At 60.9% G+C, this 23,076-nt stretch carries 22 protein-coding genes and 1 riboswitch; of the genes, 10 read left to right on the forward strand and 12 right to left on the reverse strand.

The window, feature by feature from the left end; all coding sequences use genetic code 11:
• Positions 1-7: 7 nt before the first annotated feature.
• The gene (locus AC1Q6Y_RS00500) at positions 8-403 is read left to right on the forward strand and encodes a DUF1090 domain-containing protein (protein ID WP_218494718.1); all 396 of its coding nucleotides are present in this window, start codon (positions 8-10) and stop codon (positions 401-403) included.
• Positions 404-570: 167 nt separating this feature from the next.
• Here the strand turns inward: AC1Q6Y_RS00500 and AC1Q6Y_RS00505 are convergent, their stop codons facing one another.
• Positions 571-1,020, reverse strand: a complete 450-nt coding sequence (locus AC1Q6Y_RS00505) for a c-type cytochrome (protein WP_057712959.1) — start codon at positions 1,018-1,020, stop codon at positions 571-573.
• 128 nt (positions 1,021-1,148) lie between these two features.
• Here AC1Q6Y_RS00505 and mltA point away from each other — a divergent pair, with 128 nt between their 5' ends.
• Positions 1,149-2,333 (forward strand): murein transglycosylase A, encoded by a 1,185-nt coding sequence (mltA, locus tag AC1Q6Y_RS00510; RefSeq protein WP_492623897.1) that lies wholly within the window; start codon positions 1,149-1,151, stop codon positions 2,331-2,333.
• Between the two features lie 116 nt (positions 2,334-2,449).
• Here the strand turns inward: mltA and AC1Q6Y_RS00515 are convergent, their stop codons facing one another.
• Complete coding sequence (locus tag AC1Q6Y_RS00515) at positions 2,450-2,833, reverse strand: MAPEG family protein (RefSeq protein ID WP_057712957.1); 384 nt, start codon at positions 2,831-2,833, stop codon at positions 2,450-2,452.
• A 31-nt stretch (positions 2,834-2,864) separates the two neighbouring features.
• A complete protein-coding gene (locus tag AC1Q6Y_RS00520; RefSeq protein ID WP_090451887.1) occupies positions 2,865-3,698 on the reverse strand; it encodes an EamA family transporter in 834 nt (277 codons plus the stop codon).
• 317 nt (positions 3,699-4,015) lie between these two features.
• On the opposite strand from AC1Q6Y_RS00520, the gene AC1Q6Y_RS00525 reads away from it, so the two are divergent.
• Complete coding sequence (locus AC1Q6Y_RS00525; RefSeq protein ID WP_057712955.1) at positions 4,016-5,185, forward strand: MFS transporter; 1,170 nt, start codon at positions 4,016-4,018, stop codon at positions 5,183-5,185.
• Between the two features lie 3 nt (positions 5,186-5,188).
• Here the strand turns inward: AC1Q6Y_RS00525 and AC1Q6Y_RS00530 are convergent, their stop codons facing one another.
• Entirely contained in the window at positions 5,189-6,085 is an 897-nt protein-coding gene (locus AC1Q6Y_RS00530; protein ID WP_492623898.1) for a formate/nitrite transporter family protein, read from the reverse strand.
• A 154-nt stretch (positions 6,086-6,239) separates the two neighbouring features.
• Complete coding sequence (locus AC1Q6Y_RS00535; RefSeq protein WP_150815196.1) at positions 6,240-6,641, reverse strand: acyl-CoA thioesterase; 402 nt, start codon at positions 6,639-6,641, stop codon at positions 6,240-6,242.
• Positions 6,642-6,838: 197 nt separating this feature from the next.
• A riboswitch (S-adenosyl-L-homocysteine riboswitch) is annotated at positions 6,839-6,941 on the forward strand.
• 23 nt (positions 6,942-6,964) lie between these two features.
• Here AC1Q6Y_RS00535 and ahcY point away from each other — a divergent pair.
• The 4 genes from ahcY (at position 6,965) to rhlE2 (ending at position 12,477) form a co-directional block, all read left to right on the forward strand.
• Positions 6,965-8,374: an adenosylhomocysteinase gene (gene ahcY, locus AC1Q6Y_RS00540; RefSeq protein ID WP_090451894.1), complete on the forward strand. Its 1,410-nt coding sequence runs from the start codon at positions 6,965-6,967 to the stop codon at positions 8,372-8,374.
• A 158-nt stretch (positions 8,375-8,532) separates the two neighbouring features.
• Positions 8,533-9,378, forward strand: coding sequence for a methylenetetrahydrofolate reductase [NAD(P)H] (metF, locus tag AC1Q6Y_RS00545; protein WP_150815197.1), 846 nt, complete (start codon positions 8,533-8,535; stop codon positions 9,376-9,378).
• A 192-nt stretch (positions 9,379-9,570) separates the two neighbouring features.
• A complete protein-coding gene (locus AC1Q6Y_RS00550; RefSeq protein WP_090451896.1) occupies positions 9,571-10,386 on the forward strand; it encodes a substrate-binding periplasmic protein in 816 nt (271 codons plus the stop codon).
• A gap of 222 nt (positions 10,387-10,608) precedes the next feature.
• Complete coding sequence (gene rhlE2, locus AC1Q6Y_RS00555) at positions 10,609-12,477, forward strand: RNA helicase RhlE2 (RefSeq protein ID WP_090451898.1); 1,869 nt, start codon at positions 10,609-10,611, stop codon at positions 12,475-12,477.
• A 362-nt stretch (positions 12,478-12,839) separates the two neighbouring features.
• Here rhlE2 and AC1Q6Y_RS00560 read toward each other — a convergent pair whose 3' ends face one another.
• The 3 genes from AC1Q6Y_RS00560 to AC1Q6Y_RS00570 form a co-directional block, all read right to left on the reverse strand.
• On the reverse strand, positions 12,840-13,427 hold the full coding sequence (locus AC1Q6Y_RS00560; RefSeq protein ID WP_090451900.1) for a YceI family protein: 588 nt from the start codon (positions 13,425-13,427) through the stop codon (positions 12,840-12,842).
• Between the two features lie 32 nt (positions 13,428-13,459).
• Positions 13,460-14,011 (reverse strand): cytochrome b, encoded by a 552-nt coding sequence (locus AC1Q6Y_RS00565; protein WP_407516184.1) that lies wholly within the window; start codon positions 14,009-14,011, stop codon positions 13,460-13,462.
• Between the two features lie 511 nt (positions 14,012-14,522).
• Entirely contained in the window at positions 14,523-16,271 is a 1,749-nt protein-coding gene (locus AC1Q6Y_RS00570; protein WP_492623899.1) for a flavin monoamine oxidase family protein, read from the reverse strand.
• Between the two features lie 223 nt (positions 16,272-16,494).
• Between AC1Q6Y_RS00570 and AC1Q6Y_RS00575 the strand changes: the two genes are divergently transcribed.
• On the forward strand, positions 16,495-17,901 hold the full coding sequence (locus AC1Q6Y_RS00575; RefSeq protein WP_492623900.1) for an adenosylmethionine--8-amino-7-oxononanoate transaminase: 1,407 nt from the start codon (positions 16,495-16,497) through the stop codon (positions 17,899-17,901).
• A 149-nt stretch (positions 17,902-18,050) separates the two neighbouring features.
• The gene (locus tag AC1Q6Y_RS00580; RefSeq protein ID WP_090451906.1) at positions 18,051-18,770 is read left to right on the forward strand and encodes a 16S rRNA (uracil(1498)-N(3))-methyltransferase; all 720 of its coding nucleotides are present in this window, start codon (positions 18,051-18,053) and stop codon (positions 18,768-18,770) included.
• Between the two features lies 1 nt (position 18,771).
• Here the strand turns inward: AC1Q6Y_RS00580 and AC1Q6Y_RS00585 are convergent, their stop codons facing one another.
• The 3 genes from AC1Q6Y_RS00585 to AC1Q6Y_RS00595 are packed head-to-tail and all read right to left on the reverse strand — an operon-like array spanning position 18,772 to position 21,323.
• Positions 18,772-19,674: a transporter substrate-binding domain-containing protein gene (locus tag AC1Q6Y_RS00585; RefSeq protein ID WP_340312879.1), complete on the reverse strand. Its 903-nt coding sequence runs from the start codon at positions 19,672-19,674 to the stop codon at positions 18,772-18,774.
• A gap of 29 nt (positions 19,675-19,703) precedes the next feature.
• Positions 19,704-20,054: a RidA family protein gene (locus AC1Q6Y_RS00590; protein ID WP_057712943.1), complete on the reverse strand. Its 351-nt coding sequence runs from the start codon at positions 20,052-20,054 to the stop codon at positions 19,704-19,706.
• Between the two features lie 27 nt (positions 20,055-20,081).
• On the reverse strand, positions 20,082-21,323 hold the full coding sequence (locus tag AC1Q6Y_RS00595) for a D-amino acid dehydrogenase (RefSeq protein ID WP_492623901.1): 1,242 nt from the start codon (positions 21,321-21,323) through the stop codon (positions 20,082-20,084).
• A gap of 109 nt (positions 21,324-21,432) precedes the next feature.
• Between AC1Q6Y_RS00595 and AC1Q6Y_RS00600 the strand changes: the two genes are divergently transcribed.
• Positions 21,433-22,350, forward strand: coding sequence for a LysR family transcriptional regulator (locus AC1Q6Y_RS00600; RefSeq protein WP_102672868.1), 918 nt, complete (start codon positions 21,433-21,435; stop codon positions 22,348-22,350).
• Here the strand turns inward: AC1Q6Y_RS00600 and trhA are convergent.
• A complete protein-coding gene (gene trhA, locus AC1Q6Y_RS00605) occupies positions 22,347-22,964 on the reverse strand; it encodes a PAQR family membrane homeostasis protein TrhA (RefSeq protein WP_057712940.1) in 618 nt (205 codons plus the stop codon). The two genes, AC1Q6Y_RS00600 and trhA, sit on opposite strands and share 4 nt — an antisense overlap.
• Positions 22,965-23,076: the final 112 nt, after the last annotated feature.

Genomic DNA, 23,076 nt, shown 5'->3' on the forward strand with positions numbered 1-23,076 from the left:
AGCTTTTATGAAATTTCTTTCACCGCTCGCCCTGTTGACCCTTTGCAGCGTGCTGGCCACCCCGTTGATGGCGGACGAGGAAGCGCCGGGGCTGACCGGTTGCGCCGCCAAGAAGCAAGGCATCGTCAACCAGATCGAATTGGCCAAGGTCCGCGGCAACGCCGACCAGCAGGCAGGCCTGGAAAAGGCCTTGAGCGAAGTCGAAGCGAACTGCACCGACGCCTCGCTGAAGAAGGAACGGGAAAACAAGGTGCTCGACGCCAAGCACGAAGTCAGCAAGCGTCAGGCAGACCTCGACAAGGCCATGAGCAAAGGCGATCCCGACAAGATCAACAAGCGCAAAGACAAACTCGCCGATGCCCGCAAGGAATTGCAGAACGCACTCGATGAGTTGGATAAGTAACGCAGCAGTTTTTTTGTGGCGAGGGGGCTTGCCCCCGTTGGACTGCGAAGCAGTCCCAAAATCGCTGAACCGAACTCAGTCAGATATACCTGACAGTTCAAACAAACGACGGCTACGCCGTCGAACGGGGGCAAGCCCCCTCGCCACAGGTCATGCGTAGCGCCGAATCAATGATCCCGAAACGCCTTATGACAAGCACTGCAAGCATCTTCGACTTTCTGTACCGCCGGCCCCAGGTTGCTGGCCTTGTAGGGTTGGACCTGGCTGGCGATCACCAATTCACCGGTGGCGCTTTCAAGGTCGCGGGCCATTGCCTGAAAGCGTGTCTGTTGCTCCCAGACATCGCTCTTGGCGCTGGTGTGATCCTCCTCGCGCACTTGCGGAAAATGCTGCCACGGCTCACGGGACAACGCATCGAGTTTCACCGCACCTTCGGCGAACTTCGGGCCATCGAAGGCAATGCGCCCACGCAACATACCGCCCAGGTCTTCGCCAGTCTTGAGCATCTGCTTGAAAATGGCCTTGCGCTGGCCGAGCGGCGAGTTGGGGTCGATACCGCCACAAGCGGACAGCGTCAGGCAGGCCAGCAATACAACAGAAAGTCTTTTAAGAGTCATGGTGGCTTCAGGTCACGGGAAACGGCGGCCAGTATCCTCGCGTCATCGGCAAAGACCAATAGCCCTATTATCAATAAGGGTTGCTTGAGCGCATGGAGCGCTCAGGCAACCGGCAAAGGAACCACTCCATGAACAGCCGTTTCAAGGCATGGCGTCACAGCCTGGCCTGGACCCTGCCGATGGTGGCCCTGCTCGCAGGCTGCACCGGTGGCGACAGCCAACAACCGAAAACCCACGCCCTGGCCACCTACTCCAGCGCCACATGGGAAGCGCTGCCGGCAGTGTCCGACAGCGACCTGGTCGCCGGTTTCGGTTCCTGGCGCAGCGCCTGTACCCGACTCAAGGCCGATCCGGTCTGGGGTGGCACCTGCGCAGCGGCTGTCAACGTGCCGCAAACCGCCAGCGACATTCGCGGTTTTCTCAAACAGAACCTCGATGTCTATGGCCTGCGCGCCGCCAACGACAACCCCAACGGCCTGATCACCGGCTACTACGAACCGGTCTATCCCGGGAGCCTGACCCAGACCAGCGCTGCCAATGTCCCGGTCTATGGCGTCCCCGAGGACATGATCATCGTCGCCCTCGACAGCATTTACCCGGAACTCAAGGGCAAGCGCCTGCGCGGTCGACTCGAAGGTCGCGTGCTCAAGCCATACGACGATGCGGCAGCCATCGAAAGCAAAGGGGTCAATGCGCCGGTCGTGGCCTGGCTGACCGATCCGATGAACCTGCAGTTCCTGCAAATCCAGGGTTCGGGTCGTATCCAGCTCGACAATGGTCGCCAGTTGCGCATTGCCTACGCCGATCAGAACGGCCACCCGTATCGACCGATCGGCCGCTGGCTGGTGGAACAGGGCGAACTGAAAAAAGAAGACGTGACCATGGGCGCCATCAGCACCTGGGCCAAGGCCAATCCATCGCGGATTCCCGAACTGCTCGGCAGCAACCCCAGCTATGTGTTCTTCACCCGCAACCCGGACAGCAACGAAGGTCCGCGCGGCTCGCTGAACGTACCGTTGACCGCCGGTTACAGCGCGGCAGTGGATCGCAAGGTGATTCCGCTGGGCAGCCTGTTGTGGCTGTCCACCACCAAACCGGACGGCACGGCCCTGGTTCGCCCCGTGGCAGCACAGGACACCGGTGGCGCCATTGCCGGCGAGGTTCGGGCGGATCTGTTCTGGGGCACCGGGGATGCGGCCGGGCAACTGGCCGGGGACATGAAACAGCAGGGGCAGATCTGGATGCTCTGGCCCAAAGGCGCGACGTTGCCGCAAGTGCCGCAGGTGGCGGATGCCGAGAAAACCAAGCCCTGAGGCGAGTGTTGACCGTTAGATAGCTTTCGCGAGCAGGCCCGCTCCTACACTGGAACGCACACTCCTGTGGGAGCGAGCTTGCTCGCGATGAGGCCGGCAAAAACCCTGAAGATCTGTCAGGCTGACACCACAAAGAAACTCACGATCAACCCCATCCCCACGAACCACATCAACGACCGCAGCGTCGCCCAGTCCGCCAGATAGCAAATGATGTAGAGCAGCCGGCTGGTAATGAACAGCACAGCCAGCACATTGATCGTCACCAGTTCGGCATTACCGGCCAGATGCGCCACGATCACCGCCGCAGCGAACGCCGGGGTCACTTCAAAACTGTTCAGTTGCGCCGCATTCGCGCGCCTGCCCAAGCCTTCCAGCGAATCGAGAAAGTCCCGGGGATCATGGTTGTCTCTCAACCTGAACCCGCCACTGATCTTGGCCACGCCCACACACACATACGGCAGGAAAATCGCGATCAAAATGCACCACAGAGCAACCGTCATAAAGCAGTCCCTTCTTCACGTTTCAGAACAGTCAAAATTTCATGACCAATATACCGATCAGCACCAGCCCACAGGCCAAGAGGCGCGGCCCGCCAAAAGGCTCTTTCAGGTAACGCATGCCAAACAGCACCACCAGAATTACGCTGATCTCGCGCAACGCCGCCGCTTCTGCAATCGAGCCCAGCTGCATCGCCCACAGCACCAGAGCGTAGCTGAACAACACGCAGAACCCGACGGCCAGGCCCAGTCGCCACTGCTCGCGCCAGAACAACATGAACGCGGGTCGTTTGCGCACCAACGCCAACAGCGGAAACGGCCAGGCACTGAGCAAGGTGACCCAGACCAGATAATCCAGTGGATGGGACCAGCGTCGCAATGCCTGCCCGTCAATGTAGGTGTAGCAACCGATGCACAGGCCGATCAGCGCCACCACCGGCAACATCGACCAGGGCAAACGCGCACCGCCGCCGCCCTGCCAGAGCAGGCACAGCATGCCGAACGGGATCAGCAGGATTCCGAAAATCTGCTGATGGGTCAGCACTTCCCCGGCAAAGATCAGCGTCAGCGCCAGCACCACCAACGGTGAAAGGCCGCGCATCAATGGATAGACCAGCCCGAGGTCGCCGACCCGATAGGCCTGGATCAGCAAATAGCGATAGAGCAACTCGAACGCCGCCGACGCCAGGATCCACGGCCAGATCTCCAATGGCGGCATGCTCAGGAACGGCAGCATCAGCACGACAAAGAGCAGCGCCACGCTGTCCATGCAGGCCACCACCAACAGCCGCTCCGCACTGAACTTGATCAGGGTATTCCACGCCGCATGCAACAGCGCCGCCACCAACACCAACGCCGTCGCAAGCACGGCCTACTCCTTTTGTTGTCTCCACAATCCCCGTAGGAGCGAGCTTGCTCGCGAAAAACGTGAGGACAACGCGCTCAATCAGAGAGCACCCGTCATCATTCACGTCCATCGCGAGCGAGCTCGCTCCTACAGGGGCCGGGTAGAGAATTGATTCGCCATATTTCACTGTCTGTTTATACTGCAAGCGACCACGCCGCACTCAGTTGCGCACAAACTTATTCCAATAAAAATCCTGCCCGGCCCGCTCTCGTCGAGAACGGTCGTCGGCCTGCGTATGCCTGATCACAGCGTCAAGACTACCGACAGAGACCTTGCGCATGCCACTCGCTTTGCTTGCCCTCGCCGTTGCCGCCTTCGGCATCGGCACCACCGAATTCGTCATCATGGGTCTTTTGCCCGATGTCGCCCGCGACCTCGGCGTGAGCATTCCCGACGCCGGATTACTGATCACCGGCTACGCCCTGGGCGTGGTGTTCGGTGCACCGATCCTCGCGGTCGGCACCGCCAACATGCCGCGCAAGGCCACGTTATTGGGCATGACGCTGATGTTCATCCTCGGCAACATGCTCTGCGCGCTGGCGCCAAACTACGCCACGCTGATGGCCGCGCGCGTGATCACGGCACTGTGCCACGGCGCATTTTTCGGCATCGGTTCGGTGGTGGCCGCCGGGTTGGTGGCCCCCAACAAAAGGGCTCAGGCGATTGCCATGATGTTCACCGGCTTGACCCTGGCCAACGTGCTCGGCGTGCCACTGGGTACCGCACTCGGGCAATACGCAGGCTGGCGCTCGACCTTCTGGGCGGTGTCGGTGATCGGGGTGCTGGCGGCGATTGCGCAATGGGTCTGGCTGCCGAAAAACATCGCGATGGATAAAGCCAACCTGGCCAGCGAGTTCAAGGTACTGGGCAAGGCCAACGTACTGCTGGCCCTGGGCATGAGTGTACTGGCCTCGACCAGCCTGTTCAGTGTGTTCACTTACATTGCGCCGATCCTGCAGGACATCACCGGTGTCAGCCCCCACGGCGTCACCATCATGCTGCTGTTGTTCGGTGTGGGCTTGACCGCCGGCAGCATGCTCGGTGGTCGTCTGGCGGACAGCCGCTTGCTGCCTTCGCTGGTGGGCATGGCGCTGGCGGTGCTGGTGGTACTGGCGGCATTCACGCAAACCAGTCACTCGGTCATCCCGGCGGCCATCACACTGGTGTTGTGGGGGACGTTTGCCTTTGCCTTGTGCCCGATCCTGCAACTGCTGATCATCGATCAGGCCTTTGAGGCACCAAACCTGGGTTCGACCTTGAACCAGAGCGCCTTCAACCTCGGCAACGCCGCCGGGGCATGGATTGGCGGTCTGGTTGTGGCCAGCGGCGCCGATCTGGCGGACCTGCCCTGGACCGGTGCACTGGTCAGCGGTCTGACCGTGTTGACCGCACTGTTCTTCATCTATCGCCAGCGTCGCGGTGCGGCTGCGCTTGATGCGGTGGGCTGAGGATCAGCTTGATGGTTTTTTGATTTTCTGCGGATCGGGCGCTTCGCTCTGATCCGCAGATTTTTTCGGCGGCCCGCTTTCGCTGCGAATCTGCGCATGGCTGATCAGCGCGAAAATAAAACTGCCACCGATGATGTTCCCCGCCAGCGTCGGCCCGGCGAACACCTGCCAGAAATCACTCCACGGCAACTCGCCGGCAAATACCAGATACGAAACCTCCAGCGAACCGACCACGATGTGGGTGAAATCCCCCAGCGCCATGAGGTAGGTGATGAGGATGATGATCCACATCTTGGCGCTCTCCATGGACGGGATCATCCAGACCATGGTGGCGATCATCCATCCGGAAATGATGCCCTTGGCGAACATCTGGCTGGCGTGGTTTTCCATGACCTTGCGGCCGATATCGAGGAAGGCGACATCGGTCTTGCTGTCGAAAATCGGCAGTTCCAGCATCACGTACGCCACCAGCAAGGTGCCACAGAGGTTGCCGACCAGCACCACCGTCCACAGCCGTAGCAGCCGGCCGAAGTTGGCCAGCGTCGGTTTGGTCATTACCGGCAACACGGCGGTCAGGGTGTTTTCGGTGAACAGTTGCTGGCGAGCGAGGATCACCGCGAGGAAACCGGCGCAATAACCGAAACTCGCGATCACCTTGAATCCTTCGCCATCCGGAAGACGCGAATTGAGCAAGCCCATGCCCATCAGCGACAGCCCCATGGTCAACCCCGCCGCGAGCGCCGACCACCACAACGCGGCAATGCTGCGCTCCAGTTCCTGGTCGCCCTGGGTACGGATGATCTCGTGCAGCACCGCGGCACGGGGTGGCTGGCTCTTTTCGACTTCGTGCTCTTCTTGCGCCGAAAGGTTCGGGGTCTTGCCGTCTTGTGCCGAGTTCATGGGATGCGCAACCGGTGGCGGGCTATTCAGCTATGACCTGTGCAGCGGGGATTCCGTTCTGTAGGAGCGAGCCTGCTCGCGATGGACTTGAGAGCACCACTGGGTGTCAGGTACCCAGTGTTATCGTTAACGACCATCGCGAGCAGGCTCGCTCCTACACGCTGGCGTCGTCCTTGAACTGGTCCTTGACGTACCTGATCTCGGTCCGGCCGTGAGGCGCCGGCAAGCCGTCTTCACCGAGGTTCACGAACACCATTTTTTCAACGGTGAGGATGCTCTTGCGGGTGATCTTGTTGCGCACCTCGCACGTCAGGGTGATCGAAGTGCGGCCGAACTCGGTCGCCGTGATGCCCAGTTCGATGATGTCGCCCTGGCGCGAGGCGCTGACGAAATTGATTTCTGAAATGTACTTGGTGACCACACGCTGGTTGCCCAACTGAACGATGGCGTAGATCGCCGCCTCTTCGTCGATCCAGCGCAGCAGGCTACCGCCGAACAGCGTGCCGTTAGGGTTGAGGTCTTCGGGTTTTACCCATTTGCGGGTGTGGAAATTCATGTTCACTCCTGAGCGTCTTGCCGAATGATGCCGACCATCATGGCAGAGCCCGACCTAGAGCTCTATTGAGCATCGTCTATGGTCTCGATTACCGTTCGGACATTGACCGACAGAAACGCTTTGGAAGATCGGCATAGCCCGCTATAATCGCCACCGTTTCAAAACGGTCATCTTCAATTGCTACCGTTTCCCGCCACCTGTCCGAGGGGCGCTGCAGCAGGTTTGACCTGTCAGGCTCGGATGGGGCGTTGCCTGGCCTTCACTGGCTGGACACTAAACGCACAACGGCGCCCATTCGCATACATTACGAATGGAGGCTCTTCATGAGCGCTGTTATCACGCCTGCAGATTTTAACGATTACAAAGTTGCCGACATGTCCCTGGCTGCCTGGGGCCGTCGCGAAACCATCATCGCCGAATCCGAAATGCCAGCCCTGATGGGTCTGCGCAACAAGTATTCCGCCGAGCAACCGCTCAAGGGCGCGAAGATCCTCGGCTGCATCCACATGACCATTCAGACTGCCGTGCTGATCGAAACCCTGGTTGCCCTGGGTGCCGAAGTACGCTGGTCGTCCTGCAACATTTTCTCGACTCAGGACCAGGCTGCTGCTGCCATCGCCGCTGCCGGCATCCCGGTTTTCGCCTGGAAAGGTGAAACCGAACAAGAGTACGAGTGGTGCCTGGAGCAGACCATCCTCAAAGATGGCGCGCCTTGGGATGCCAACATGATCCTCGACGACGGCGGTGACCTGACCGAGCTGCTGCACAAGAAGTACCCACAGGTTCTGGACCGCGTCCACGGCGTGACCGAAGAAACCACCACCGGCGTTCACCGCCTGCTGGACATGCTGGCCAAGGGCGAGCTGAAAATCCCGGCCATCAACGTCAACGACTCGGTGACCAAGAGCAAGAACGACAACAAGTACGGCTGCCGTCACAGCCTGAACGATGCGATCAAGCGCGGCACCGACCACCTTCTGTCCGGCAAGCAAGCGCTGGTCATCGGCTACGGCGACGTGGGCAAGGGTTCGGCCCAGTCCCTGCGTCAGGAAGGCATGATCGTCAAGGTTTCCGAAGTCGACCCGATCTGCGCCATGCAAGCCTGCATGGACGGTTTCGAAGTGGTTTCGCCGTTCATCGACGGTATCAACAACGGAACTGAAGCAAGCATCGACAAGGCATTGCTGGGCAAGATCGACCTGATCGTGACCACCACCGGTAACGTCAATGTTTGCGACTCGAACATGCTCAAGGCCCTGAAGAAGCGTGCCGTTGTCTGCAATATCGGCCACTTCGACAACGAAATCGACACCGCTTTCATGCGCAAGAACTGGGCATGGGAAGAAGTGAAGCCGCAGGTTCACAAGATCCACCGTACCGGCGCTGGCGATTTCGACCCACAGAACGACGACTACCTGATCCTGCTGGCCGAAGGCCGTCTGGTTAACCTGGGTAACGCCACCGGCCACCCGAGCCGCATCATGGACGGTTCGTTCGCCAACCAGGTTCTGGCCCAGATCTTCCTGTTCGGCCAGAAGTACGCCGACCTGTCGCCAGCCCAGAAAGCCGAGCGCCTGACCGTTGAAGTACTGCCGAAGAAACTCGACGAAGAAGTGGCCCTGGAAATGGTCCGTGGCTTCGGCGGCGTAGTGACTCAACTGACCAAGACCCAGGCCGACTACATCGGCGTGACCGTTGAAGGTCCGTTCAAGCCGCACGCCTACCGCTACTGATAGACCGGCTTTTCCTGTGTAGGAGCGAGCTCGCTCGCGATGGACGTCAACGATAACGCGTGTTGCCTGGATGAACGCGTTGCCTTGATGTTTTTCGCGAGCAAGCTCGCTCCTACAGGGGGCCAGCGTCCGCCTTATGAGTTTCCAAGGATATGACCATGTCCCAAGATCGTCGCTACAGCTTCGAGTTCTTCCCTACGAAGACCGATGCTGGGCATGAAAAGCTGCTCGCCACTGCTCGCCAGTTGGCCATCTACAACCCCGATTTCTTCTCCTGCACCTACGGCGCCGGCGGTTCGACCCGCGATCGCACGCTGAACACCGTGCTGCAGCTCGAAAGCGAAGTCAAAATCCCTGCCGCTCCGCACCTGTCCTGCGTGGGCGATAGCAAGGACGACTTGCGCGGCCTGCTGGCCCAGTACAAGGCTGCCGGCATCAAGCGTATCGTCGCCCTGCGCGGTGACCTGCCTTCGGGCATGGGCATGGCCAGCGGTGAGTTGCGCCACGCCAATGACCTGGTTGAATTCATTCGTGAAGAAACCGGTGATCATTTCCACATCGAAGTCGCCGCTTACCCGGAAATGCATCCGCAAGCGCGCAATTTCGAAGACGATGTGGCCAACTTCGTGCGCAAGGCCAACGCTGGCGCCGACAGCGCGATCACCCAGTACTTCTTCAACGCCGACTGCTATTTCTACTTCGTCGAACGCGTGCGGGCGCTGGGCGTGAACATCCCGATCGTGCCGGGCATCATGCCGATCACCAACTACAGCAAGCTGGCGCGCTTCTCCGATGCCTGCGGTGCGGAAATCCCGCGCTGGATCCGCAAGCAACTGGAAGCCTATGGCGACGACACCCAGAGCATTCAGCGCTTTGGCGAACAGGTCATCACCGAGATGTGCGAACAACTGCTGCAGGGTGGCGCTCCAGGGCTGCACTTCTACACCCTGAACCAGGCTGAAGCGAGCCTGGCGGTGTGGAACAACCTGAAGTTGCCGCGTTAAAAAGTCGTTGAAGCACAATTAAAAGATCGCAGCCTGCGGCAGCGCCTACAACGGAATGTCAAATCCCGTAGACGCTGTCGCAGGCTGCGATCTTTTGCTTTCAACGCACTATTAATGTGCGGCAATCCACGGAGTTAGAGCATCTGCGGTCAGTTTCTGGCTCTTTCCGGTTTCTCGTCGTAATCTCAGCCTATGCCTTTGATCACGCAGTTAATCGCCGTGCTTGTCTTCACTTGCCTGAGCTTCGCCGCCCGGGGCGAGAAGCTGCGCATTGTCACGGAGCCTTGGGCGCCCTATGTGTACGAAGACAACGGCAAATCCCTGGGCCTGGACTACGAAACCACCGCCATTGTCTTCAAGCGCCTGGGCATCGAAGTGGAGTGGCAGTTCCTGCCATGGAAACGCTGCTTGTCGATGCTTGAAACAGGCCAGGCCGACGGCGCCCTGGACATCTTTCACAGCGACGAACGCGAAGCGACGCTGCTCTACCCCAGCGAACCGCTTTCGGAAGTCCAGTTCGTGATGTTCTACGCCAATGACCGGCCCCACCCGTTTCGCAGCCTCGATGACTTGCGCGGCCTGACCATCGGCACCTCGCCGGGTTACCTGTACAGCAAGGACTTCAGCGATTCGACGCTGTTCACCCGCGAGCCAGCCCCCACCCATGAAGCCAACTTCGGCAAACTGGTACGCGGGCGAATTGACCTGCTGATCACCGACCGCCGGGTCGGCCAGCATTTGCTCGACGAACTGGGCATCCGCGACAAGATCACCGAAAACCCCACGGTCATCAGCCAGCAAAGCCAGTTTCTCGCGGTGCGGCGCAATGCGGGCATGGATCTGCTGGTGCAGCGTTTCGGCGCCGAACTCAAGCGCTTCAAGCGCGAGCCCGCCTACGCTGAACTGAGCGCCCGCTACGGCGCGGAACCGGCAGCCAGCGTGAAGTCTGAAAAGGCCACGGCCGCCACGGAAAAAACCGTTGAGCAGCAGGAAAGCGGCGCGCAGTGATAGCTCTGTTATACTCCGGCCTTCCCGCCAGGCTCACGCCCGGACGCTCGGAATCGTTAAAGGCATCTCAACCCCGCTACTGCGCAGCTTTCAGCCCGCGCGAGCGCTTGCAGACGAGCCTTCGAAACCCAGCAGGACCGGACGGGATTGCGTCCTCTTAAACGCCATTCGCGCCAGGCAAGACTCCCATTGGGCCAAGCCCTAACTAGAACAGGATTACTCATGTCCTTTGCTTCCCTCGGTCTCTCCGAGGCTTTAGTCCGCGCCATCGAGGCGGCGGGCTATACCGAGCCTACTCCGGTGCAACAGCGGGCCATTCCCGCCGTGTTGCAAGGTCGCGACCTGATGGTCGCGGCACAGACAGGTACTGGTAAAACCGGCGGTTTCGCCCTTCCGATCCTGGAGCGGTTGTTCCCCAACGGTCATCCGGACAAGTCCCAACGTCACGGCCCGCGCCAACCGCGCGTACTGGTCCTGACCCCGACTCGCGAACTCGCCGCGCAAGTGCATGAAAGCTTCAAGGTCTATGCCCGTGACCTGAAGTTCGTCAGCGCCTGCATCTTCGGCGGTGTCGGCATGAACCCGCAGGTTCAGGCCATGTCCCGCGGCGTAGACGTGCTGGTGGCCTGCCCTGGCCGCCTGCTCGACCTGGCCGGCCAAGGCAGCGTCGATCTGTCCCACGTGGAAATCCTCGTGCTGGACGAAGCCGACCGCATGCTCGACATGGGCTTCGTCCATGACGTGAAAAAGGTCCTGGCCCGTCTGCCGGCCAAACGCCAGAACCTGCTGTTCTCGGCGACCTTCTCCAAGGACATTACCGACCTCGCCGGCAAGCTGCTGCACAACCCGGAACGCATCGAAGTCACGCCGCCAAACACCACGGTCGAGCGTATCGAACAGCGCGTATTCCGCCTGCCGGCCAGCCACAAGCGCGCCTTGCTGGCCCACCTGATCACCGCTGGCGCCTGGGAACAGGTACTGGTGTTCACCCGCACCAAGCACGGCGCCAACCGCCTGGCCGAGTACCTGGACAAGCACGGCCTGAGCGCCGTCGCGATCCACGGCAACAAGAGCCAGAACGCCCGCACCAAAGCCCTGGCCGACTTCAAGGCCGGCACTGTGCGCATCCTGGTGGCCACCGACATCGCCGCCCGCGGCCTGGACATCGACCAGTTGCCACATGTGGTCAACTTTGAACTGCCGAACGTCGATGAAGACTACGTGCACCGTATCGGCCGTACCGGCCGTGCCGGTCGTTCGGGCGAGGCGATTTCGCTGGTAGCCCCGGACGAAGAAAAACTGCTGAAAAGCATCGAACGCATGACCAAGCAGAAAATCGCCGACGGCGACCTGATGGGCTTCGATGCAAGCACCATCGAGGCGGAAAAGCCTGAAGTGCGCGAGCGTCCGGACATGCGCAACCCGCGCAATCCACGTGGCCCGCGCGGCGACGGTCCGAACGGCAGCGGTGGCGGCGGTGGTCGCAAGGACAAAGGCAAGGACAAGGGCAAGGAAAAACCGGCCGGCGAACGCGGCGAGCGCCCGGCCCGTCAGCAGAAACCACGTGAAGGCACTCCGGCTCGCGAGCAGCGTCCATCGCAACCTCCTCGTGCCGCCGCTGACCGCGCCCCGGACGAGTTCCTGGACGACGATATCGATAACTTCGGCAACCGCGTCGACTACGTGCCGCAGCAGAAGCCCGCGCAAGGCCGCGGCCGTCGCCCGGGTGCTCCGGCACAAGGCACCGCGGCAGGTTCGGGCGCTCCACGTTCCGGCAAGCCACAAGGTCGCCAGAACGGTCCCCGCAACAGCGATGGCGCCAGCACCGGCACTCCGCCAGCCAAGCGTAACGGCCCTCGCAGTGGCGCACCGCGCGACGGCCAGGCCCGTCGCGAAGATTCGCGCAATCGCCGTCCGGCCCGTGACGACCAGCCACGTTCGGAACCTGCCGTGCAGAACCCGCGTGGCCCGGCGCCGAAGATCATGCACAAGGAGTCGAAGGCGGATCGCTTCCCGACACCTGAGCAGCTGGATCAACTGCCAAGCCGTCCTCGTGGTGAGAAACCAGCGCTGCTGACCCGCAATCGCTGAGTTATCGCTGCAATAAAAAATGCCCCGGTTCGAAAGAGCCGGGGCATTTTTTTGATCAGTGCAAAAACCTGTGGGAGCGAGCTTGCTCGCGATGGTCGTCAACGATAACCCTGGAAGCCTGATGCTCCGCGGCGTTCTCAGGTCTATCGCGAGCAGGCTCGCTCCTACAGTCTCAGCAGCTGAGTTATCGCTGAAATAAAAAAATGCCCCGAACCGAAAGGTCCGGGGCATTTTTTTGATCAGTGCAAAAACCTGTGGGAGCGAGCTTGCTCGCGATGGTCGTCAACGATAACGCTGGAAGCCTGATGCTCCGCGGCGTTCTCAGGTCTATCGCGAGCAGGCTCGCTCCTACAGTCTCAGCATTACTTCGCTTTTACACCTTCAAAGGTCACGTACATCTCAACCGCATCGGACGATGGGCCCAGGTCTTTCTGCTTGCCGAAGTCGGAACGCTTGAGGCTGAAAGTACCCTCGAAGCCTGCACGGTAGCCGCCCCATGGATCCTTGCCTTCACCCAGGAAAGTAGCCTTGACCACGATTGGTTTGGTTACACCGAGGATAGTCAGGTCGCCAGCTACATCGGCAGTGTCCTTGCCAGCGGCGTTTTTGCCGGTGGGTTTGACGCTGGTGGAAACGAACGTGGCTTTGCTGCCGTTCAGGAAGTCTTTGCTGGAGATGTGCTTGTCACGCTCGGCGTTGTTGGTGAAAACGCTGGCGGTGTTCACGTTGAACTCGATCTTGCTGTCTTCAGGCTTGGCAGCGTCGAAGCTGAACTTGCCGTCGATGTCCTTGAAAGTACCGGTGATGAAGCTGTAGCCCAGGTGGCTGATCTTGAAGTCAACGAAGGCGTGCTGGCCTTCTTTGTCGACCACGTAGTCAGCGGCCATGGCGTTACCGGCGGACAACAGGGCGGAACTGATTGCCAGAGCGGCCAGAGTCTTTTTCAACATGCTTTGTTTTCCTTTGGAGTCGAGGTTGAACTTCAGGCTTTGCGACCCAGCATTCGCTTGAGGGTCACATCACGGTCGATAAAGTGGTGCTTCAATGCTGCCAACGCATGGAGGCCGGAAAAAATTACCAGCACCCACGCCAGGTAGAGGTGGATCACGCCAGCGGTATCTGCCTGGTCCGGCAGTCCGGATACCAGCGCAGGGACTTCAAACAAGCCAAACACCGGGATACCGACACCTTCGGCGGTGGAAATCAGGTAACCGGCAATCAACACAGCAAACAGACTGAGGTACAGAAAGCCATGGCCGAACCTGGCGCCGAGGCGCGTCATGCGGCTGTAGCTAGCCAGGGTTGGCGGCGGTGGACTGATGAAGCGCCACAGCACCCGCAGCAGCATCACACCCAGCAACACCAGGCCGATACTCTTGTGCAGGTCCGGTGCGTCTTTGCGCCAGGTGCTGTAGTAGTCGAGCCCGACCATCCACAGCCCAAGCGCGAACAGACCGAAGACCGCCAGTGCCACAACCCAGTGAATGACGATACTGACCCAGCCGTAGCGGGAGGTAGAGTTACGTAGCTGCATTGCCTAGATCCTGTAAGTGCTGGCCCAAGACTATCGAGTTATCTATCGAATTAAAGCGGAAAAATTTGCTTTGAAATATCGAAAAATGCGATCAAGAGTCTGAAGCCTGCGAGTTAAGGAAAGATTAAAGGCGAAATTGTGAGAAAAAGTGAATACAAACCGGAGAACACCTGTATCAAAAGGTTTATTCGATTCTGGTCCCGGTTTTTCTCCAGGCAAAAAAAACGCGGCCCTTGAGCCGCGTTTTTTCGCCTGAACGTTGCTGAGTCTTGGTGTCAGTGGCCTCACTGCTCTCCGGTTCAACATTTTTGACCGGTGCCGTCCTGGCAGGCTCCGCCCTCCCCGATCCAGACACCTGATGGCTGCCGCTTATCATTTAGCTCCGAATCTTTTGTGAGAAGCTTCTGATGCATTGCAGCAGCATGTAGGACCGCACAGCCAAACCGGATGGTTGATATTTGATGGCAAAAAAAAGCGCGACCCTGGGGCCGCGCTTTTTTACACCTGAACGTTACTGAGCCTTGGTCACAGTGTCCGTCGCAGGTTTGGCCGCTGGCTTCTTCGCCGTCTCGGCTTTCTTCACCGGAGCCTTGGCCGGGGCCTTTTTCGTTTCGGTCTTGGCTGGGGCCTTGGCCGGTGCCTTCTTCGCAGGCTCGGTTTTCACCGGTGCCGCAGGCTTCGGTGGTTCGACCGGTGCCGGTGCAGCAACCGGTGCTGAAACAGGTGCCGGAGTTGCCGGTGCTACCGGTTCAGGTGCCTTGACTGGCTCTGGTTTCTTCTCGTCATCCGAGCCGCCGAACAGGTTGCTGAAGAAATTGCCTTTCTTCGCCACCACCGCACCAGCGCCCGCCGCTGCGGCGGCCGGACCCACTTTCGCCGGTTCGAACGACTTGCCCGCCGCCAGGTCTTCAACCTGGCTGGCCGCACGCTGACCGGTGCGCAGCGCGCCTTCCAGGGTGCCTGGGTACAGGGTGTCGGTGTGTTCGCCAGCGAAGGCTACGCGCTGAATCGGGCGTTCCCACAGGCGCCAGAACTTGCTGATCTGGCCCGGGCCGAAGGCCAGGTAGGCACCGCCAGTCGACGGGTCGGTGCTGTAGCGACGGATTTCATAACCGGTGAACGAACCACGGGCCTGTGGATAAAAAGCGTGCAGGCGAATCAGCACCTGATCGGCCATCTGCTTGTCGCCGAACGCCTGCATGACGCGGGCGTTGTCGCCGGACAGGTTGATCACCACGTTGGCACCGCCCTTCAGGGCAGGCTCGACCCACAACATCCCCAGGCCGGTGTTGCTGTAGATCTCGCCGGACATGCGCGCCTTGCTTTCCCACACCGGCGTCTTGAACTTGAGCATGATCTGGTCGCGCCAACCGTAGTTGGTGCCCTTGATCGCCGCCAGGTGCTGGGCGTCCAGCGCCGGGGTCATCTGGATCTTGTTCAGGGCACGCAGTGGCACGGCCAGCACGGCGTAGTCAGCCTTATAACTGACGTTGTCGACTTTGACGGTCACACCATCCTTGTCCTGGATGATCGCCGAGACCGGGGAGCTGGTCTTGATGGTTTTCAGCTGCTTGACCAGGGCCTGGGCCAGCACCGGGCTGCCACCGACCAGGCGCGATGCACGCAGGTCACGATCGGAGACACCACGGTAAACGCGGCTCTGCTGTGCGAAGTACAGCAGCGACAGGCGCGAAGGTTCATCGTAGCGGGTACGAATCTGCTGGTTGATCAACTGGCGAGCGGTGGCCGGCAGGTTCTGCTTGTCGAGCCAGCTCGACACGTTGATCTGATCCAGCGCGTGCAGCGTGTTGTTGGCAGCCGGGTTCAGCGGGTCGTCGATCGAGCGCGCCAGATCGTCCACGGTCTTGTCGAAACGCTTGAGCGCCTCGGCGGTGGCTGGCTGCTTGGTCGCCAGATCGGCGGCGGAGAAATACTCGCCATCGATCAGGTAGCTTGGGGTCCGCACGAATTCAGGGGCCGGCGTGGTGCTCAGCTTGAAGTTCGAGACGTACTTGTTCAGCACCGGCTGAGCCTTGTCATTGCCGATCCACTCACTGGTGGCCATGCCGGAACGACCGCCCAGGCTCGACCTGGCTTCCAGCAGAGTGACCTGCCAGCCCTTGTTCTGCAGCTCGTATGCGGCAGTCAGGCCCGACAGGCCGCCGCCGATCACGATCGCGGTTTTATCCTTGGCCAGCGCAGACACGCTGAACAGCCCCAACATCACCAGCGCACAGGCGCGCAGCCAACCGACAGACATTCAGCGAACTCCGGAATCACACGAGGAAAACAGTAGTTTTTGCGAGCCAGACAGCTCAAGAGCCGCGAAGGATACGTCAGCCTTCAGACGCCCGCCAGCAACGTCTATCGGCCTGTACAAAGTAGCTCATTCGACACAATGGGTTGTCCCCGCGGCACGCATTGCATAGGCTTGCGCGATTGTTTGTCCGCGCAGGTAACGGACCGCCTCCAGGAGAGTGAAAATGGGCCTGAATAATCAGTGGATGCAACGCGATCTCGCCGTGCTGTGGCATCCCTGCACCCAGATGAAAGATCACGAACAACTGCCGCTGATCCCGATCAAGCGCGGGGAAGGCGTGTGGCTGGAAGACTTCGAAGGCAAGCGCTACCTCGATGCGGTCAGCTCCTGGTGGGTCAATGTGTTCGGACACGCCAACCCGCGGATCAACCAGCGCATCAAGGACCAGGTCGACCAGCTCGAACATGTGATCCTGGCCGGCTTCAGTCATCAACCGGTGATCGAGTTGTCCGAGCGCCTGGTGAAGATGACGCCGGAAGGCCTGACCCGGTGCTTCTACGCCGATAACGGCTCGTCCTGCATCGAAGTCGCGCTGAAAATGAGCTTTCACTACTGGCTCAATCGCGGTCAGCCGAACAAGAAGCGCTTCGTCACCCTGACCAACAGCTACCACGGCGAAACCATGGCGGCGATGTCGGTGGGTGACGTGCCGCTGTTCACCGAGACCTACAAAGCACTGTTGATGGACACCATCAAGGTGTCGAGCCCGGATTGCTACCTGCGCCCCGAGGGCATGAGCTGGGAAGAACACTCGCGCAACATGTTCGCCGCCATGGAGCAGACCCTCGCCGAAAACCACGACACGGTCGCGGCGGTGATCGTCGAGCCGCTGATCCAGGGCGCCGGTGGCATGCGCATGTACCACCCGGTGTACCTCAAATTGCTGCGAGAAGCCTGCGACCGCTACGGCGTGCACCTGATCCACGACGAAATCGCCGTCGGCTTCGGCCGCACCGGGACGATGTTCGCCTGCGAACAGGCTGGCATCCGCCCTGATTTCCTGTGCCTTTCCAAAGCCCTGACCGGCGGCTATCTGCCGCTGGCGGCGTGCATGACCACCGACGAGGTCTACAGCGCCTTCTACGACGACTACCCGACCCTACGCGCCTTCCTGCACTCCCACAGCTACACCGGCAACCCGCTGGCGTGCGCGGCGGCCCTGGCGACCCTGGACATCTTCGAAGAAGACAACGTCATCGAGAACAACAAGGCCCTGGCGCAGCGCATGGCTACGTCGACGGCGCATCTGGTCGACCACCCGAACGTGTCCGAAGTGCGCCAGACGGGCATGGTGCTGGCCATCGAGATGGTCAAGGACAAGGCCAGCAAAGAGGCTTGGCCGTGGCAGGAACGTCGCGGCCTGAAGGTGTTCCAGCACGCCCTGGAGCGCGGTGCCTTACTGCGTCCATTGGGTAGCGTGGTGTATTTCCTGCCGCCGTATGTGATCACCCCGGAGCAGATCGACTTCCTTGCCGAAGTGGCCAGCGAAGGGATCGACATCGCGACCCGTGACAGCGTCAGCGTGGCGGTGCCGAAGGACTTCCACCCGGGGTTCCGTGATCCGGGCTGATGATGCGGTCAATGTGGGAGCGAGCTTGCTCGCGATAGCGGTCTTCCAGCCACCATCAATGGTGAATGTCAGATCGTCATCGCGAGCAAGCTCGCTCCCACAGAAGTCCCCACCGTTCCATGACCAACACCCTTTTTCAGAGACCCAGCATGAGACTGTCCCGCTTCTTCATCGACGCCCCCCTGAGCATCGGCGAGCACGAGTTGCCCGAAGCCCAGGCCCACTACATCAGCCGAGTGCTGCGCATGGCCGAGGGCGATGCGTTGCAGTTGTTCGACGGTTCGGGCCAGGAGTTTCGCGCCAGGCTGGTCGACGTCGGTAAAAAGCGCGTCGTGGTGCAGGTCGATGAATGCTTCGCCGGGCAGATCGAGTCGCCGCTGCAAATCCATCTCGGCCAGGGCCTGTCCCGGGGTGAACGCATGGACTGGGCGATCCAGAAAGCCACGGAACTGGGCGTCACTGAAATCACCCCGATCTTCACAGAGCGCTGCGAAGTCCGACTCAAGGACGAGCGCGCCGACAAACGCCTGCTGCACTGGCGCCAGGTGGCGATCAGCGCATGCGAACAGTGCGGGCGTTCAAGGGTGCCGGTGATTCATCCGCCGCTGTTGCTGACTGACTGGTTGAAGCAGACACAAGCCGAGTTGAAATTGGTGCTGCACCCGGTGGCCGAACCGTTGGTGAGCCACGCCAAACCTTCAAGTCTGGCATTCCTGATCGGCCCGGAGGGTGGTTTGTCCGATGCCGAAGTCGATCAGGCCAAGGCCGGCGGCTTCCACGCCGCCCGCCTCGGTCCACGGGTGTTGCGCACCGAAACCGCACCGGTTGTTGCACTGGCGGTGGCCCAGCAACTCTGGGGTGATTTCTAGGCTACTGCACCGGATCACTCACCGGTTTGGCAATGATCGCCTTGAGTTCGCTGGTCATCGGGAACTCAAGGTTCAAACCCTTCGGCGGGATCGGCTGCTCGAACCAGCGTTGGTAGATGCCATTGATCTCGCCCGAGCTGTACAGATCCGCCAACGCGCCGTTGACCAGCGCCAGGAACTGCGGATCGTCCTTGCGCACCATGCAGCTGTAGATCTCCCGCGATTGCTCCTCCCCGACCACTACCCACTTGTGCGGGTCATTGGCCTTGGCGCGCTCACCGTAGAGCAGCGCGTCGTCCATGTAGAACGCCGCCGCCCGGCCCGACTGCAGCATCTGGAAGGCTTCGCCGTGGTCCTTGGCGCTGATCACGAACATGTCGATCTTGTGATCGACGTTGTAGCTTTTCAGGAAGCGCTCGTTGGTGGTGCCGGCGGTAGTCACCACATTCTTGCCGCGCAGGTCAGCGAAATTCTTGATCCCGCTGTCCTTCGCGGTCAGCAACTGGCCTTTGACATAGATGAAGCCATAGGAGAAGGCCACCTGCTTCTGCCGTTCGGCGGTCACGCCGGTGGAGCCGCACTCCAGGTCAACGGTGCCGTTCTGCACCAGTGGAATGCGTGTCTGCGAGGTCACCAGGTTGTACTTCACCTTCAGGTCCGGCAGCGCCAGTTGCTGCTGAATGCGCTCGACGATCTTGCCCGCCAGATCCACCGAGTAACCCATCGGCTTGCCGCTGTGATCACCCACGTAGGAGAACGGCACCGAAGCATCGCGATAGCCCAGGGTGATGCTGTTGGCGCTGGCGATCTTGCTCAGGGTGCCGGTCAGCGGCGCTTCATTGGCCTGAACCTGACTGCCAAGCAATAGGCTAAGCGTACAAGCGAGCAACGTGATTTTTTGCATTGTTATTCTCCGTTGTGGGTGTTGGTTTATCAGACGCGTGCAGCGATGACGGTGATTTCCACCAGCACCTGCGGGCGGGCCAGTTCGGCCTGCACGGTGGTGCGGCTCGGTGCCTGCCCCGGCGATAGCCAGGCCGACCAGACCTCGTTCATCGCGGCGAAATCCTCTGTGATGTTCTTCAGGTAAATGGTCGCGCTGAGCAGATGATCCTTGTCGCTGCCCGCCTCCGCCAGCAAGGTATCGATTTTCGCCAGCACTTCGCGGGTCTGGCCGGTGGCATCCAGGGCATCGCCCGGCACCTGCCCGGAGAGAAACACCAGGTCGCCAAAGGTCACGGCGCCAGACAGGCGCGGGTTGCTGTGCAGTCGGGTAATGGTCATTGCAGTGTCCTTTTCAGAAATCAGTATTCAGGCGGCCCGGTGGCTGAAACCCTGAAGGTCAATGGAAGGCCGGCGCTCGCCGATCAGCTCGCTGAGCAAGCGCCCGCTGCCGCATGCCAGGGTGAAACCCAGCGCGCCGTGGCCGAGGTTGAGCCACAGGTTGCGATACGCCGTCGCGCCCAGTAGCGGCACGCCGCTGGGGGTGGCCGGGCGCATGCCGGCCCACTCGACGGCTTCGTCATAGGCGCCGGCATTTGGAAAGGTGTCATGGGCCTGACGCTTGATCAGCGCCAGACGCTTGGGGTCCAAAGCAGGGTCGAAGCCGACGATGTCGACCATCGCCGCCACTCGCAATTGCTTACCGATGCGGGCGTAGACGATCTTGCGGTCGTAGTCGGTGATGCTCACGTCCGGTGCCCGGTGACCGGCACCGATCGGCACGGTCAGACTGTAGCCCTTGAGCGGATAAAGCGGCAGTTGCAGCCCGGGTAGCGCCAACAACGGACTGCGGTGACCGGCAGCGATCACCAGTTGATCGACCGGTAGCAATTGCCCGCCCAGTTCGATGGCGTTGACACTACCGTTGCTGTGGCGAATGCCGGTCACCGCTTGCCCGAGACGAAACTCGCAACGGCCGGACGCTTGCAGCCGGGCGGCCAGTTGCTGGCAGAAGCCGTGGCAGTCACCAACCTCTTCGTCCGGGGTGTAGATCGCCCCGACAAAGGGCACATCGATCAGCGCCGGTTCCAGTTGCGCGCATTCGGCCGGCGACAACACTTGCTGTTGCTGCGGGTCGGCCAGGCCTTGGCGCGCATGCTCGAAGCTGCTGTTCTGGCGGAAAGTCACCAGTTTGCCATTGCGCCGCCACTGGAATCCCGCCAGTCCATCATCCTCGCGCCAGGACTTCAATGTGTCCTGGCTGAACAACGCCAGGCGCAGCAAGTGCGCGGCGTTCTCGCGGTTGACCGAGCGGCGGCAGGCGCCGAGGAACGACGCCATCCAGCGCCACTGGGCCAGGTCGAAGCGCGGGCGCAGCTTCAGCGGTGAGTCTCCGCGCAACATCCAGCCGATGGCTTGCAAAGGCACACCGGCGTCAGCCAGGGGCGCGACATAGCGATAGGACAACTGGCCGCCGTTGGCGAAGCTGGTTTCGCTGCCCAGCGAGTCCCGTGCCTCGACCACCGTCACCTCGAAGCCGTCGCGCACCAACGCATAGGCCGTTGCCAGGCCAATCACGCCGCCACCGATGATGCACACACGCTGAGCCATGTCCGTCCTTAAAACCGTAGTGAAGACGACACCGAGGTTAGAGCCAGGTGACAGACGTTGAACAATGCATAAAGATGGCAAACCCATAAACAAAGGTTATGGACTTGCCATGCGCCTTCGCCATATCGAGATTTTCCAGGCCATCCGCCAGACCGGCTCAATCAGCGCCGCCGCGCAATTGCTGCATGTCTCGCAGCCGGCGGTGAGCAAGGTGTTGCAGCACGCCGAGCAACAATTGGGCTTCCCGTTGTTCCTGCGGGTGCGCGGCAAGTTGCAGGCGACCCCGGAAGCGCTGGAGCTGGAGCGCGAAGTGGACAAGGTCAGCGAAAGCCTGCAAGGCGTGCGGCGCCTGGCGCAGAGCCTGCGCCGCGAACCTGGCCACAGCCTGCGCATCGGTGCCACCCCGGCGCTGGCCCTGTCATTGCTGCCGCCGGCCATTCACGAATGGACCGGGCGTTACCCGGACATCGTTTGCGAACTCTCCAGCGCCCACAGTCGCGAACTGGTGCAGAACCTGTTGATGCGCGAAGTGGATGTCGCCCTGACCCTGCAACGCCCGGATCACCCGGGGCTCAAGGCTCAGGCGCTGGCGTCCGGCGTGCTGGTGGCGCTGGCGCCAAGTGGTTACTGGCCTCAGGAAGATGCGGGCAAACCGTTGCCGCTGATGGCGCTGGCGGATGCGCCGCTGATCGGTTTATCCAGCGCCGATCCGCTGGCCGCGCGGCTCGACAGTTACCTGGAAGCGGTCGAACCCCCGCCCCGGGTACGCATCGCCGTGCAAACCTACTCACTGGCACGGGCGATGGTGGAATCTGGCGCGGGCCTGGCGGTGATCGATCCGTTCACCGCCCTTGGCGCCTCTCCCGCCACCACAACGATCCGCCCTCTGGCACCGCCGTTACCCATCACCCTGTACGCAGTGACCCGCGCCGCCGAACCGCCGCCCCACACCTTGAACGATCTGTTGCAGGTATTCAGCCGGCGAGCCCGGGAGCAGTTGGATCGCCTGGTCCCGGTACAGCCTTAAAGGACATAAAACAAAATCGCCACAAAGTGCAGCAAACTCCCGGCGATCACGAACAGATGCCAGATCCCGTGGGCATGGCGCAGGCGATGATCGAGGGCAAAAAAGATAATCCCCACGGTGTACAACACCCCGCCCGATGCCAGCCACGCAAACCCGGCGCCGCCCAGCGCCGCGAGCAGCGGCTTGACCGCCACCAGCACAATCCAGCCCATCACCGCATAAATCACGATCGACAGAATCCGCGCTTCCGAACGCGGCTTTATCTCTTGCAGGATGCCGATCAGCGCCAGTCCCCAGACAATCCCGAACAACGTCCAGCCCCACGGCCCGCGCAGGGTCACCAGACAGAACGGCGTGTAGCTGCCGGCGATCAACAGGTAGATCGAAAAGTGATCGACCTTCTGCATGATCGCTTTCTTGCGCCCGCGCACGCTGTGGTACACGGTCGACGCGCTGTAAAGCACCATCAGGGTAAAGGCGTAGATCGCCATGCTGACAATCTTCCACGGACTGCCGTCGAGACTGGCCAGCACAATCAGCCACACCCCGCCGATAAACGCCGCCACGGCCCCGACAAGATGCGTCCAGGCGTTCAGTCTTTCCCCGTGATACATGCGTTGCTCACCTCGAAATTCGTTACCGCAGAGCGCAAGGCTCAGGCTTGAAGCGTAAAAGCGCAATGTTTCTGTACGACGGGCCCGGAGTAATTGGGCACAATCGAGTCAT

Source organism: Pseudomonas sp. GW823-FHT06E10, assembly GCF_058794995.1.